At 70.7% G+C, this 13,644-nt stretch carries 13 protein-coding genes and 2 pseudogenes; 9 read left to right on the forward strand and 6 right to left on the reverse strand.

Features of this window, described 5'->3' with window-relative positions; translation table 11 throughout:
• Positions 1 to 45 precede the first annotated feature (45 nt).
• From LUX31_RS08030 to LUX31_RS08040, 3 genes are all read left to right on the forward strand, one after another.
• Positions 46 to 366 carry a DUF6191 domain-containing protein gene (locus tag LUX31_RS08030; protein ID WP_235474084.1) on the forward strand — a complete coding sequence of 107 codons (321 nt, stop codon included), beginning with the start codon at positions 46 to 48 and terminating at the stop codon, positions 364 to 366.
• Between the two features lie 145 nt (positions 367 to 511).
• Complete coding sequence (locus LUX31_RS08035) at positions 512 to 1,255, forward strand: phosphotransferase (protein ID WP_235474085.1); 744 nt, start codon at positions 512 to 514, stop codon at positions 1,253 to 1,255.
• A gap of 48 nt (positions 1,256 to 1,303) precedes the next feature.
• Positions 1,304 to 1,744 (forward strand): hypothetical protein, encoded by a 441-nt coding sequence (locus LUX31_RS08040; RefSeq protein ID WP_235474086.1) that lies wholly within the window; start codon positions 1,304 to 1,306, stop codon positions 1,742 to 1,744.
• A 28-nt stretch (positions 1,745 to 1,772) separates the two neighbouring features.
• Here the strand turns inward: LUX31_RS08040 and LUX31_RS08045 are convergent.
• Positions 1,773 to 2,021: pseudogene (locus LUX31_RS08045) on the reverse strand (amino acid permease); the annotation flags it as partial.
• Positions 2,022 to 2,313: 292 nt separating this feature from the next.
• On the opposite strand from LUX31_RS08045, the gene mmuM reads away from it, so the two are divergent.
• From mmuM to LUX31_RS08065, 4 genes are all read left to right on the forward strand, one after another.
• Entirely contained in the window at positions 2,314 to 3,237 is a 924-nt protein-coding gene (gene mmuM / locus LUX31_RS08050; protein ID WP_235474087.1) for a homocysteine S-methyltransferase, read from the forward strand.
• Between the two features lie 109 nt (positions 3,238 to 3,346).
• On the forward strand, positions 3,347 to 3,637 hold the full coding sequence (locus LUX31_RS08055; protein ID WP_235474088.1) for a hypothetical protein: 291 nt from the start codon (positions 3,347 to 3,349) through the stop codon (positions 3,635 to 3,637).
• Positions 3,634 to 5,235: an amidase gene (locus tag LUX31_RS08060; protein WP_235474089.1), complete on the forward strand. Its 1,602-nt coding sequence runs from the start codon at positions 3,634 to 3,636 to the stop codon at positions 5,233 to 5,235. Before LUX31_RS08055 ends, LUX31_RS08060 begins: the two co-directional genes overlap by 4 nt.
• Positions 5,236 to 5,413: 178 nt before the next feature.
• Positions 5,414 to 6,478, forward strand: coding sequence for a LacI family DNA-binding transcriptional regulator (locus tag LUX31_RS08065; RefSeq protein WP_235474090.1), 1,065 nt, complete (start codon positions 5,414 to 5,416; stop codon positions 6,476 to 6,478).
• A gap of 8 nt (positions 6,479 to 6,486) precedes the next feature.
• Here LUX31_RS08065 and LUX31_RS08070 read toward each other — a convergent pair whose 3' ends face one another.
• The 4 genes and pseudogenes from LUX31_RS08070 to LUX31_RS08085 all read right to left on the reverse strand — a co-directional run bounded on the left by LUX31_RS08070 (position 6,487) and on the right by LUX31_RS08085 (position 10,779).
• Positions 6,487 to 6,651, reverse strand: coding sequence for a hypothetical protein (locus LUX31_RS08070; RefSeq protein ID WP_235474091.1), 165 nt, complete (start codon positions 6,649 to 6,651; stop codon positions 6,487 to 6,489).
• A gap of 421 nt (positions 6,652 to 7,072) precedes the next feature.
• Positions 7,073 to 8,674 carry a carboxylesterase/lipase family protein gene (locus LUX31_RS08075; RefSeq protein WP_235474092.1) on the reverse strand — a complete coding sequence of 534 codons (1,602 nt, stop codon included), beginning with the start codon at positions 8,672 to 8,674 and terminating at the stop codon, positions 7,073 to 7,075.
• A gap of 106 nt (positions 8,675 to 8,780) precedes the next feature.
• Positions 8,781 to 8,990: pseudogene (locus LUX31_RS08080) on the reverse strand (alginate lyase family protein); the annotation flags it as partial.
• A gap of 184 nt (positions 8,991 to 9,174) precedes the next feature.
• The gene (locus LUX31_RS08085; RefSeq protein WP_235474093.1) at positions 9,175 to 10,779 is read right to left on the reverse strand and encodes a glycoside hydrolase family 43 protein; all 1,605 of its coding nucleotides are present in this window, start codon (positions 10,777 to 10,779) and stop codon (positions 9,175 to 9,177) included.
• A gap of 230 nt (positions 10,780 to 11,009) precedes the next feature.
• Between LUX31_RS08085 and LUX31_RS08090 the strand changes: the two genes are divergently transcribed.
• Positions 11,010 to 12,062: a LacI family DNA-binding transcriptional regulator gene (locus tag LUX31_RS08090; protein ID WP_235474094.1), complete on the forward strand. Its 1,053-nt coding sequence runs from the start codon at positions 11,010 to 11,012 to the stop codon at positions 12,060 to 12,062.
• 366 nt (positions 12,063 to 12,428) lie between these two features.
• Here the strand turns inward: LUX31_RS08090 and LUX31_RS08095 are convergent, their stop codons facing one another.
• A complete protein-coding gene (locus LUX31_RS08095; protein ID WP_235474095.1) occupies positions 12,429 to 13,157 on the reverse strand; it encodes an SDR family oxidoreductase in 729 nt (242 codons plus the stop codon).
• Positions 13,158 to 13,234: 77 nt separating this feature from the next.
• On the opposite strand from LUX31_RS08095, the gene LUX31_RS08100 reads away from it, so the two are divergent.
• On the forward strand, positions 13,235 to 13,612 hold the full coding sequence (locus LUX31_RS08100) for a MerR family DNA-binding transcriptional regulator (protein ID WP_235474096.1): 378 nt from the start codon (positions 13,235 to 13,237) through the stop codon (positions 13,610 to 13,612).
• Positions 13,613 to 13,644: the final 32 nt, after the last annotated feature.

Below are 13,644 nucleotides of genomic sequence, written 5' to 3' on the forward strand. Positions count from 1 at the left end.
GGCCGGAACCTGCCGGTTTCGGCCGCTGCTGCGGATACTGGGGGCATGGAATTCGCCGTCCTCATGACCCTGCCCGGACTGGTCATCCTGCTGACCGTCATGGCCTTCGTGGATCAGCTACTGCTGCGGGCCGGGCGAGCGGGAGTGCTGCCCTGGCGGAACAGCGCCCGGCAGGGCCAGATATCGGCGACCGGGTTCGAGCAGCTGCACGCGACCTTCTCGCCCGGCAAGCAGAACGAACTCAAGGAGCGACAGTCGTCATTGCTGATGCGGGACGACGAGGAGGACGGGGCGCCGCCGAACCGGACGACGGTGGATCTGGAGGGTGGGGTCGCGGTCGTCCGGATGCGGCAGGCCGACCGGTAGGACGCGGCGTACAACTACGTCGACGAGCTGGCGAAGAGGAACGCCACGTAGGCACCGTCCTCGCAAGGACTGCGGCGCTGGTGCCCGCGCTGGTGGTCGGCGACACGGATGGATCAAGCAGGCAACGATCAGGCAGGGTGGACGCATGCCTGAATCGCTGTTGCCTGGAGGTTTCGTCAATGCGGTCGTTCGTGTCGGAGACACGGTGCGCCGTCCGGCCTCGGCTCGCACGAGGTTCGTGGGTGATCTGCTGAGGTTGCTTGAAGCCAGTGGCTGGAGTGGTGCTCCGCGGTATCTCGGTGTGGACGACGAGGGCCGCGAGGTCCTCAGTTACCTCGATGGCCATGTGGCGTGGGAGCGGCGACAACCTGCCGCTGTGTCATCCGACGAGAGTCTGGTGACGGTCGCCCGGCTCGTACGTGAGTTCCACGACCTGACGGCCGGCACCCCGCTGGCCGGAGACCAGGAGGTCGTGTGTCACAACGACCTGTCACCCAAGAACACCGTCTATCAGCTGTCCAGTGGCGAGCTTCGCCCGACGGCATTCATCGACTGGGACCTTGCGGCGCCGGGCGCACGGATCCACGACATCGCTCATGTCTGTTGGCAGTACCTCGATCTGGGCCCTTCGGTCACCGACGTCGAGGAGACAACCCGGCGCATGAGGCTGATCGTCGACAGCTACGAGCTGTCGGACCGGCAACGTCTCGTGTCGACGATCTTGTGGTGGCAGGACCGGTGCTGGCGGGGCATCGAGACCCAGGCCGATGCGGGTGATGTCGCCATGATCGGGCTCCGTGACGCAGGGGCGGTGAGCCACGTTCAGGCGGCCTATCAGTGGGTTTCCGATCATCGGGCTGCTTTGGAACGCTCAGTCGCCACGAGCTGAGCACTTCACCCGCGCGAGTCGTCTGGTTGCCGACGTACTGTCATGCCCATGCGCCAAGACCTGCCGTCGATATCCGCAGAGCACCCCCAGAACGCCGCGCTGCTGGACTTCCTCCAGGCACAGGGCTCTCCGCCCCACGGACCGAACGACTACGCGCTGGGCGAATGGCAGCTGCACACGCACCCCGATCTCCTGGACAGGTTGGCCCAGTTGGCTCCGCGTGTGCCCCTTCATGCCGCATACGGCGTCCCGGTGTTGGCTTACGAGGGCATCGCGGTCGCCGCCGCCCTGGGGACCTCCACCCTGCTGGTACGCCTTCCCACCGCACCCCCGAGGCTCAAGGTCGGACTGCCCGACCCGTCCCTCGCCGCTCACGGATGGCAGGAGATCGATGCCTGGCAGGGCGAACTCCCCTCCGCCGAGGGGGATCGCAGGCTCGCCGGCGTAATCCGAGGAGCCCTTGCCAACGTCCGGGACCTCGCCTCGTAGCGACACACCCCCAGGCCAGGCAGCCGGATCAGGCGGCCGCCTTCTCGTTCTCCTCCAGTTCCTCCGACTGCTGTCGGCCCCGCATCCACACGTACACCGGAATCCCCGCGAACAGGAACAACACCCCCTGATACACCGCCGCGTACCCCGCCCCCGCGATCAGCCAGAACGAGAACGCGAAGGACAGGGCGGCGACGAGCAGGTCGCGGACCAGGCCCGCCGGGCGGACGCGGTCCCGCGTGCCCTTGGCCAGCCAGTACAGCTGGGCCGCCGCCGATGATGTTGCCCATCACCAGCGCGGTGGCGGCGGCCAGGCCGAAGGTGCGGCGGCCGGGCGGCGGCTTCTGCGTCGCCGAGGCTGTCTCGGCGCTCTCGGCCGTCTCGGTCGGGTTCAGCTCCGGCTCGTCGGCCCCGGTGGTGCTGGGCGCAGTCATGACACTTCCGGTCAGCGGGGAGAGGTGGGGAGGTGGGGAGGGCGTGATCGTAACTCGCCATCCCACAATGTGGTCGATCTGTTCATGTACTGGACACATACGGTCGCCGTGCCCACTGTGGACTAGCGTCGAGGTATGACCAGCGAGACCAGCGAAACCCCCTTCTCCGCCGCCCTCACCTCGGGCTCCCCCCTCGTCCTCGACGGCGGTATGTCCAACCAGCTGGGGTCCGCCGGGCACGATCTGAGTGACGAGCTGTGGTCGGCGCGGCTGCTCGTCGAGCAGCCCGAGGCGATCGTCGACGCGCACCTCGCCTACTTCCGGGCGGGCGCCGACGTCGCGATCACCTCCAGCTACCAGGCCACCTTCGCCGGCTTCGCCAAGCGCGGCATCGGCCGGGAGCGCGCCGCCGAGCTGCTCGCGCTGAGCGTCGAGCTGGCCCGCGAGGCCGCGCGCCGGGCGGACGCGGAGCGGCCGTTGTGGGTGGCGGCGTCGGTCGGGCCGTACGGGGCGATGCTCGCGGACGGGTCCGAGTACCGGGGGCGGTACGGGCTGAGCGTCGACGAGCTGGAGCGTTTCCACCGGCCGCGTGTGGAGGTGCTGGCCGCGGCCTCGCCCGATGTACTGGCCCTGGAGACGGTTCCGGACGCCGACGAGGCCGAGGCGCTGCTGCGCGCGGTGCGCGGGCTCGGGGTGCCGGTGTGGCTGTCGTACAGCGTGGCCGGGGACCTGACGCGGGCCGGTCAGCCGCTCGCGGAGGCGTTCGCGTTGGCCGCCGACGCGGACGAGGTCGTCGCCGTCGGTGTGAACTGCTGTGTGCCCGAGGACGTCGAGGGTGCTGTGGAGTTGGCGGCCCGGGTGACGGGGAAGCCGGTCGTGGTCTATCCGAACAGCGGCGAGGTCTGGGACGCCGATGCCCGTGCCTGGACCGGCAGTTCGACCTTCTCCGCCGAGCAGGTGACAGGCTGGCGGGACGCGGGGGCGCGGCTGATCGGCGGGTGCTGCCGGGTGGGGCCGGGGGCGATCACGTCGATCGCCCGGACGCTGAACCCGGCGTAGCTCCCACGCCGAACCTGGCGTAACTCCCGTGAAGCATGGGCTCAATGAGGGCTTCACGGGCCGGTGATGGAGTCCGGGGCGAACCCGTACGCCGATCACGGAGGCCGTGGTGACCGAGCCGCCCACGCAGGACCAGTTGGACGCCTATGTACGGACCCGGCTGGCGTTGGCCGGGTTCGATCTGTCGCTCCTGCCGGAGCAGGCCGACCCCGCCACCGGAGTCCCGACGCGCTCCCAAGTGCTCGCCTCCCTGCGGGCGTTCGTCGCCTCGACCCCCGGCGCGATATCCGGCTGGACACCGCCCGCCACCGACCCGGCGTACGCGCAGCAGGCCTCGCCGCCACTCCTGTACCCGTCCATCACCGAGGCGTGGACCGGAAAGGCGGGCGACCGGACATGAGCAGCCCCCTCAAGAGATCCGTCAACAGATCCATCAACCGGCGGATATTCCTGGCGAGTTCGGCGGCGCTGGCTGGCGGACTCACCATGCAGGCAGCAACTCCCGTGCACGCGGCTTCAGTTGCGGACCATATCCCCAACCCCACCCTCGACATCGACGTACGGCAGGCCGCACGCAACGACCCGTCGGAGGCGACGCTCGCCGAGGCCGCCGTACTCATGCGGCGCGGGAAGCTGAAGTCGACCGTGCTGACCGAGGCGTACCTGGAGCGGATCGAGCGGTACGACGGCACGTACCAGGCGTATGCGGAGGTCACCGCCGAGAACGCGCGTGCGGCGGCCCGGCGCGCGGACCGTACGCCGGCGGGCAGACGCCTCCTGCACGGCATCCCCCTCTGCATCAAGGACAACTACTTCACGGCGGGCGTGCCCACCCGCTGCAACTCCCTCATCTTCGAGGACTTCGTGCCGGACACGGACGCCACGGCCGTGGCCCGGCTGAAGGCGGCCGGCGCGTTCGTGCTCGGCAAGGGCCAGATGGGGCCGCTGGCCACCACCCGCGCCACGAAGCCGAACGGCACTGTGACGACGGTCAACGCGTGGACGCCGGAGGACCCGTCCGTCGACCCCGGCGGTTCCTCGACCGGCCCCGCCTGCGCGGTGGCCGGCCGGCTCGCCTCCTCGTCGATCGGGACGCAGACCGGCGGCTCGATCGTGCTGCCGTCCAACCAGCAGAACCTGACCGGCCTGAAGCCCACGATGGGCCGGGTGTCCATCCACGGCGTCATCCCGCTCTCGTTCACCCGCGACCACGCGGGCCCGCTCGCGCGCGACGCGATGGACGCGGCGATCATGCTCCAGGTCCTGGCCGGACCGGACCCGCAGGACCCGCGCACCCTCGGCCTGCCCGCCGTACCCGACCTGATCCGCGCCGCGACCCCGGTCGTGGCGAGAGGCGGCAAGGTACGTCTGCGCCGGGCCACCCGTATCGGCGTCCCCGCCGATTTCCTGTCCGCCCAGCGGGAGTTGAGGACCGCGTTCCTCACGCGCCTGGACGCGATCCCGGGCGTCACGCTCGTCGACGTCGCCTACCCGGACGACTGGGCCCTGCTCACCGGTACGTTCAACGCGGCCCGACTCGCCGAACGTACCGAGCCCTTCCGGCACTGGCTGCGCACCGATCCCACCAAGTTCGGGGTGTCGCTGCTGAGTTGGCTGCAGGGGCTGATGCTCTCGGGCGACGAGTGGATCACCGCCCAGCGCGCCAAGAACCACCTGCTGAGAGAGGTGCTCGACGGTGTGCTGACCACCGCCGACGTCGTCCTGCAGACCGGCCCCGTCCCCTTCGACATCCTCGGCCTGCCCGAGATCGGCTTCCCCATCGGCTTCGACAGCGCCGGCGTACCCGTCGGCACGATACTCGGCGGCCAACCGTACGAGGAGGACCGGCTGTTGGAGGTCGCGGCGGCCTATCAGGCGGTCACCGACTGGCACACCCGCAGGCCGACCGACCCGACTCCGGCGACCGCCCGAAGCTTCGGCGCCACAACCGCCCGTCCGCGTCTCTCGGCGGAGGAGGCGGCGGCGAGTTCGGCGTAGATCGAAGTAGATCGGAGTGGAACAGAGCTGGAGGGGCCGGTCACGGGGAAAGTTTCGGTTCCGGGCCCCTCGCCCTCGCCCTCCCGCTCCCGCCCGCCCACATCCACTGCTAGCCTCCGGACCGGGAACCGGTTGCCAATGTGTTGCCGCAGGTCCCACGGACAGGGGGGCACGCACCATGACGAGGAAGAGCAGCACCGGAGTCAGCGCGACACGCAGCACCATCCGGGATGTCGCGGCCCGGGCCGGGGTGTCCGCGTCCACCGTGTCCCGGGTGCTGGGCGGCGACTACCCGGTGAGCGCGGCGACCCGTACCAGCGTCATGCGGGCCGTACGTGAGCTGGACTATGTCGCCGACGCGCGCGCCAAGGCGGTCGCCGGAGTCGGTACGCCCACGCTCGCCTTCGTGCTCGACGACATCACCGGGCCCTCGTTCGCGCTCATGGCGCACGGCGTGGAGCGCGAGGCGACCCGGCTCGGCCATCTCAGCCTGGTGTGCAGCACGGACGGCGACACCGCGCACGAACTGGAGTTCGTGGAGATGATGCGTGCCCAGCGTGCCGCCGCCGTGATCCTGGTCGGCGGCACCGCCGACACCCCCGAGTACCGCACCCGCACGGCCCGTATCGCCGACTCCCTGGCCTCCGTCGGCTCCCGCCTGGTGCTGTGCGGCCGGCCGCCGCTGAATCCCGGTACGCCGGTCACGGTCATCGAGTACGACAACGAGGGCGGCGCCTATGCCCTGTGCGCCCACGTCCTCGCCCAGGGCCATCAGCGTCTCCTCTTCCTCGGCGGCCGCCCCGACCACACCACCGCCCAGGGCCGCGAACGCGGCTACACCGCCGCCCACCGTGCCCGCGGCCTGGAACCCGACCCGGCGCTGCGGCTGCACGGCGACTTCACCCGCGACTCGGGCCACCGTCTGATGCGCCAAGCCCTGTCCCAGGGGCTCGAGTTCACGGCGGTGATGGCCGCCACCGACATGGTCGCCGCCGGTGCGCTGACCGCCCTCCACGAGGCCGGACTCTCCGTGCCGGGCGACGTCTCACTGGCCGGGTACGACGACATCCCGTTCGCCCGCGACCTGCACCCGGCGCTCACCACGGTCCACGTCCCCTACGAGGAGTTGGGCCGCCTCGCCGTCCGCACCGCCCTCGGCCGTACCCCCGACGACCCGGACGAGCACCTGCTCCTGGGCACGCATGTCGTCGTACGGAACTCGGTGGCGACACTCAGCAGTTGACGTCCTGACTACGAAGCCGGGCGTACGCCCGCACATCCGCGTCCGCGTCCCCCCGACACCGAAGCGAGCGCCTCCGCCACCCCCGGCCGACCGTCGTGGCGGCGCAGCGCCCGGACCGCCGCCTTGCGGACGTCGGCGAACGCGTCCGACAGCACCTCTGCCAGCACGGGCACCGCCAACTCCGATGCCGCCGCACCCGAACGGACCTGCCGGGCGGGGTCGGCCAGGAAGAGCGGCAGTCACCGCCGTGTCCAGCGGCGGCGGGCAGCAGCCCGTGGTCGCGAGGGCGGTGAGCGGGGCGGCCCGGACCCGGGCATCGGTGTCGGCGAGCAAGGGCTTGAGGTCGTCCGGGGTGCCGGCGGTGCCCAGGCCCTGGGCAGCGGAGACCCGTACCTCGCGCGGGGTGTCGGTGCGCTCGTGGTAGAGGCCCCAGCGGCTCTCCGTACGGGCCAGGGAGGAGCGGGCGGCCGACTGCGGGGCCTCGGTCTCCACCGTGGACGTGCTGACCTGGGTCGTCATGAGGCCGCCCGCCCGGACGCGTGCGCGGTGGCGGCCGGGCGGCGCGCACACCTGCCACCTGGGGGCGGCCGGTGGTCAGCGCCTCGGGACGCTGCCGGGGAGGCGGAGCCGCCGTACGACTGACCGGGATTCCACGGCACGCATACGCGAACCGAGCGGGAGGGCCGACGCCGGTGTCGGTCCCGGTGCCCCGGGGGCGCGGTCGGCCGCCCACAGAGCCAGTTCGCGGTCCCGTGGGCCTCGTACGGTGTGCGGGGCGCCGTCGCCGAAGACGCGCACCGGGTGCGAGGGGTCCCAGCGCTGCCAGCCCGGGTCGCCGTCGACGGCGAAGCGCACCCACGCCGTGTGCATCGCCTCGGCGAGATCCTGCGGGGCGCCCTCGCCCGCGAGCTTGGCCGACTCGGGTGCCTCCCGGGTGTCGAACACGAATCCGAGTTCGAGGGCGTGGCAGGCGCCCAGGCCGGGCTTGGTCGACGGCCAGGCGAACTCGTACACATAGGCCCCGCCGCCGTGCCGGGCGTCCGCGAGGCGGTGCAGCGGTACGCGGAGCAGGTGGTCGGTGACCAGCTGGCCGACCAGGTCGGCGGTGCCGGCGCCGGGGTGCAGGGCGCGGTAGCCGCGCGGGACCTCGGGGCCGCAGCGGCAGCGGGCCATCGCGCCGGCCAGGGCGACCGTACCGAGCCGGTCGACGCGCTCCACCAGCCCGCCCGGCACCAGCCAGAGCCGGTACTCGTCCCGGGTCCAGCCCAGCATCAGGTCGACGTCGGCGGCGGCTCCCTCGACGAGGGCCTCCAGGGGGTCGCGGGGTACGAGGTCGCCGTCGACGACGATGCCGAAGGCGGGCCCGCCGAGGACCGGGCTGCTCAGCCGGCCGACCTCGCCCTGGACGCGCAGCAGCAGCTCCCGGTCGACGGCGGCGAAGGCCTCGGCGGTCGCCGGGATCTTCAGCCGGGTCGCCATCCGGCGCACCATCCGCCGTACCTTGTCACGGTCGCTCACCTCGGGCGGCCCGCTCTGGAGCACCGCCCGCCGGAAGAGCCCCTGGGCGCGGGGAGCGGCGAGCAGCGCGCCGATGCTGATCGCGCCGGCCGACTGGCCGAAGACGGTGACCCGGTCGGGGTCGCCGCCGAAGGCCGCGACGGACGCCCGTACCCACTCCAGGGCGGCGAGCTGGTCGCGCAGTCCTGGGTTGGCCGGCGCGTCCGGGAAGAGGCCGTAACCCTCCACGCCCAGACGGTAGTTGACCGAGACGAGGACCACGCCGTCGCGGGCGAAGGCATGGCCGTCGTAGACGGGCACGGCCGAGGAGCCTCGGGTCAAGGCTCCGCCATGGATCCACACCATGACCGGAAGCCGCGCGTCCCGGCCCAGCTCCGGTGTCCAGACGTTGAGGTTGAGGCAGTCGTCACCGGGGACCACCGGGTCCGACAGCAGCCGGGCGAAGGCCTCGGAGTACGGCGGTTTCGGCGCGGTGGGACCGAAGCCGCCCGCGTCGCGCACCCCGTCCCAGGGGGTGGGCGGCACGGGCGGCCTGAACCGGCGGGGGCCGAAGGGCGAGGCGGCGTACGGGATGCCACGGAAGACCGCGATCCCGTCGCCCTCGTATCTGCCGCGGACGTCCCCGTAGGGCGTCCGTACGACGGGCTGCTCCACGGACTCCGTCGGTTCTGCCGTCATCTGCCCACCAGCTCCCTCGCCGCCGCGCGTGAACCGTTCAGATCAGAGCAACACATGACCTGGCGGTATTCCCGCGGAAGAAGCCATTCGGTGGGTGAGCGGGCGGCTATTTGGCGTACATCACCGTCCCGAAACCGAGCTGGTCGAAGCCGCCGCTAGTCGTGCCGTGGTCCCCTCCCCCGCCCTCGGGCCGGACGCTCTCGGCCACCCCCCAGGTGTAGGTGGTGAACGGGACGTCGTTGCCCAGGTTGTACTTGGCGACGTACTGGGCGGCCTTCATGAACCGGTCGCCCTGAACGACAGTGATGTCGATCCCCAGCTCGCGTTGCGCCTGCTGGATCAACTCCGTGGAGATGTCGTCGAGTTTGACCATCATCGTGATGGACGAGAAACCGGCGGCGGCCCGTGCGTGCATGAACGTCCCACCTCCTGCTGCGTGTCGTTCGGGTCGAAAAGACCGGGTGAGCTGGTTGACGCGGGTCATTTCAACATCCGGTTTCTCACATGTCAGCGAGTTCCCGTACGTCGAACCAGTCGAAGTCCGCCTGGGTGCGGGTGCCGCCCAGATCCTGGGCGCAGACGCCGACGAACGCGCCGGTGAAACGCAGGCGTTGGCCGTAGTCGTCGGAGAGCCTGGACGCGTCGAGGACGGGCCCGACCGGCCGCCAGTCCACGCCGTCCGGGGACGCGGAGAAGCGGAGTTCGGCGCCGTCGAAGCGGGCGCGCATGTGCACCAACGGCCAGTCGTCGACGTCGAGTTGGGAGTCCGGGAGTTCCCCGTACGTTCCGTCGTCGGTGAAGACGACGCCCAGCACCCTGCCCCTGCCCTCGGTGTGGGTGAGGCGCAGATAGTAGTGCTGGGCGGTGTCGTACCAGCAGATCAGGCCCGCCAGTTGGGTGAAGTGGGCGGGGCGGAAGTCGACCACCGTCGTCACCTCGCAGCGCACCGAGGTCAGCCGGCGCGCGACCAGGCTCTGGTCGTAGCGGGAGTGCGGGCTCTGTCTGCCGCGCAGCCGCAGATGGCCGGGGCGCTCGGTGAGGGTGAGCCAGTCGGGGGCGGCGGGGGCGCGCAGGGTGCTCCAGTGGGTGGGGAGGGTGGGGGTGTCGAAGTCGTCGCGGCCAACGGCCTTGACGGGAAAGGTGGTTGAGGGTTGGACTCCCCTGGGTGCCAACACCTCCAGGCTCGGTCGGCGGCCTCCGTCCGCCAGTCGTAGCCAGCCGTCGTCCGTCCAGGTCACGCGTTGCAGGCAGGTCTCCCGGCCGAGTACGCAGCGGGGTCCGTCAGGGGTGGCAACGGGGCGCGAGGCGAGGTGGGCTAGGTACCACTCCCCCGCCTCCGTGCACACCAACTCCCCGTGCCCCGCCTTCTGCAGAGGCCAGTCGGGAATGTCACGGGTCGTCAGGAGCGAGCCCTGGGGGTCGAGTTCGTAGGGTCCGGTCAGTTCGCGTGAACGGGCCATCAGGATGCCGTGGTTCCAGCCGGTGCCGCCCTCGGCGAGCATCAGGTAGTACCAGCCGTCCCGCCGGTACACGTTGGGACCCTCGATCAGCTCGTCGTGGGTGAGGATCGTGCGCGGCAGTCCGATCAGGGCCTGCTTCCGGGCGTCGTACTCCTGGAGCAGGATTCCGGCGAACGACGGATGCCCCTCGCGCGGGTCCCACTGCATGTTGAGCAGCCAGCTGCGGCCGTCCTCGTCGTGGAAGAACGACGGGTCGAACCCGGAGGAGTTCAGGAACACCGGTTCCGACCACGGACCGTCGATCGACTCGGCGGTCACCAGGTAGTTGTCGACGTCCTTGTAGGGGGAACCGACGGTCCGGACGATGCTGTAGACCATCCAGAACCGGCCCTCGTGGTACGACAGCGAGGGCGCCCACACTCCGCCCGAGTCGGGGACTCCGCGCAGGTCGAGGAGGTCGGCACGGTCCAGGATGTGACCGGCCGGCGTCCAGTGGACGAGGTCCGTCGAGTGGTGCACGGGGACGCCCGGGAACCACTCGAAGGTGGAGGTGGCGAGGTAGTAGTCGGCACCGACCCTCAGGATGCTGGGGTCCGGGTGGAATCCGGGGAGCACGGGGTTGTGGATGGGGCCTGCGGTCGTCATCCCGCACATCTCCTGTCCTGGGTCCTGCCTGTCGTGATGCCTCGTCGTTTTCGCGTTCGGTATTTCGAAAATTTCGGTCGGCGTGATCCTTTGAATCCCTATGTCTTCACGCGGTGTTGCGGCGGCCCTAATGTAGGAACCGGTTGCTACGCGGTCAATGTTTCCGTCGCGTGAGCAGCCCTATTCGAAACTTTCGATGGTCCTCGGGCGGGGCTGGAGAGGCGGTTTCCATGGTCCGCACCGGAGGTGGCAGCGCGCCCACGGGGCCCACGCTGGCGGTCGTGGCCCGGGAGGCCGGGGTCTCCGTACCGACCGCCTCGAAGGTCGTGAACGGCCGGGAGGACGTGGCGCCGGAGACCCGGCGGCGGGTCACCGAGGCACTGGACCGGCTCGGCTATGTCCGCAGACCCCGCTCCGACGCGTCGAAGGCGCCCGGCCTGGTCGACCTGATCGTCCACTCGCTCGACAACTCCTGGTCGGGCGCGGTCCTGCACGGTGTGGAGGAGGCGGCGCACGACGCGGGTCTGGAGGTGGTCGTGTCGGCGGGCCTGACCCGGACCCGGGGCGGGCGCCCGGAACGCGGCTGGCTGGACAAGCTGACGGCCCGGGGCTCCTCCGGCGTCCTGTTCAACCTCGCCGAACTGACCCCGTCCCAGTACGCCTGGCTCGACCAGCACCACATCCCGTTCGTGATGATCGACCCGGTACTGGAATCGCCGCCGGGGGTGGTGTCGGTGGGCGCGGCCAACTGGCACGGCGGAGTGACGGCGGCGGAACATCTGCTGGGCCTGGGCCATGAACGCATCGCGGTCATCGCCGGGTACCGGCGCAAGATGTGCAGCAGTGCGCGGGTGGCCGGGTATCGCTCGGCGCTTGTGTCGGCGGGGGTGCGCCAGCGTCCCGAGTACATCCGGTACGGCAGCTTCGACGAGACGGTCGCGTACGGGCGGATGTTGGAGCTGCTGGACCTGCCGGAGCCGCCGACGGCGGTGTTCGTGTGCTCGGACAAGATGGCGCTCGGTGTGTACCGGGCGTTGGCTGAGCGGAAGTTGAGGGTGCCGGAGGATGTGAGTGTGGTGGGGTTCGACGACCTTCCCGAGTCGCGGTGGGTTACTCCTGCGCTGACCACTGTTCGGCAGCCGTTGTCGGAGATGGCGGGGGCCGCGTTGCGGTTGTTGGTGCGGATGATGGCCGGGGACCGGCCGGAAGGGACTCGTACGGAGTTGTCCACGCGGTTGGTTGTCCGGGGTAGTACGGCTGCGCCGGGCTCTCCCGGTTCCTGAGGTTTCGTTTTCGGCTGCGGGCCGGTGGGGGCTCGTCACGCGGTTCCCCGCGCCTTTCCGGGCGCACCGTTCTGGCTCCGATCCGGCTCCGGGTGGCCATCGCCGCCTGAGCCCAAGGGGGCCCTCGCCGATCCGGGCCGTGGCCTCGGCCTCGATCAGCTCCCGGAAACGCGCTCGCTGTTCGCAACAACCAGACTGGCGGAGCCCAGGTCCACTTCTGGGGCCCCAGTACCAGGTGAACAGCCAGGCCTCCTCCACGGCCGCATCCGCCACGAAGACGCCTTCGCCGTGCTCGACCCCGACAGTGGCTGCACGGCTGACGACCGCCAACAACGCGGCATGGGCCGTCGCGGCCCGAGGGGCCCCTCAGGCCGCCATCAGCGCCGCCAGGGCGCGGTCCATCGCGGCGTTGAACTCTTCCGGCGTCAGCGGCAGACGGGACTTGACGTCCCGGCTCCACTGGTCGGCGAGGACCTCGGCGGAGCCCGCCTCGACACCGTCGAGCGCCGCGTCGGCCAGGTCCGACGGAGCGATCTTGTCCACGGGCCAGCCCGCCGCCATGTCGGTGTCGGCCAGGCCGAGGTGTACCGCTGTGACGAGCGTGCCCTGCTCGGCGAGCTCCAGGCGGACGCCGTTGGTCATGGCCCAGGCGGCGGCCTTGGTCAGGTGGTAGGCATTGGCGCCCTTGCCGCCGAACCACGACATGGCGGAGAGGACGTTGACGACCGCGCCCCCGCCGTTCCTGGCGAGCGCCGGCGCGAACTCCCGGATCATTCCCAGGTGGCCGAACATGTTGGTCTCCAGCTCGTGCCGCACCGCGTCCAGCGAACCGGTCACCAGGTCGGTCCCCGTACTGATTCCCGCGTTGTTGATGAGCAGCGAGACGTCCGGGGCGGCCTCGGCGGCGGCCCTCACGGATGCGGGATCGGCGATGTCGAGGGGCAGCACCTCGACCCCGGGCAGGTCCACGGTCTCCGGTCGGCGGGCCGTCGCGTAGACCTTGCGGGCGCCCCGTTCGAGCAGGCGCTGGGCGAAGGCGCGGCCCAGGCCGCGGTTGGCTCCGGTGACAAGGGCGACGGAGTTGTTGATATCCATGGCCGGTACGCTAAAACCTGACGCCAACGTCAGGGGCAAGTGCTTGGTCGTCAGGGCCAGGGGTGAGAGGAATCACCATGACTGTCACAGTGGCCGCAGCAGAGCGGTTGATCCGCATCGGCGAGGTGGCACGAGGCGCCGACGTCTCCGTGCGCGCCGTGCGCTACTACGAGCAGCAAGGGCTGCTCATCGCGGAGCGCAGCCCGTCCGGCCAGCGTCTGTACCGGCAGGACGCCATCCCCCTGGTCCGCTTCTTCCAGCAGATGTTCGCCGCCGGCCTCACCAGCCGAAGGATCAGCGAACTCCTGCCGTGCTGGGACTCCGGGCACACCGACGCCGGGCAACGAGCCATGCTGCGAGCCGAGCGCGAGCGCATCCAGGCCAAGATCGACGACCTGCGGGCCGCCCTGGACCACCTCGACGAGGTCATCGCGATCACGGACACGCACCCGTAGGCACGGTCGGAACAGCCGTCTCATCAGCGATC

It is taken from the genome of Streptomyces sp. GQFP (assembly GCF_021545335.1).
GTDB lineage: Bacteria > Actinomycetota > Actinomycetes > Streptomycetales > Streptomycetaceae > Streptomyces.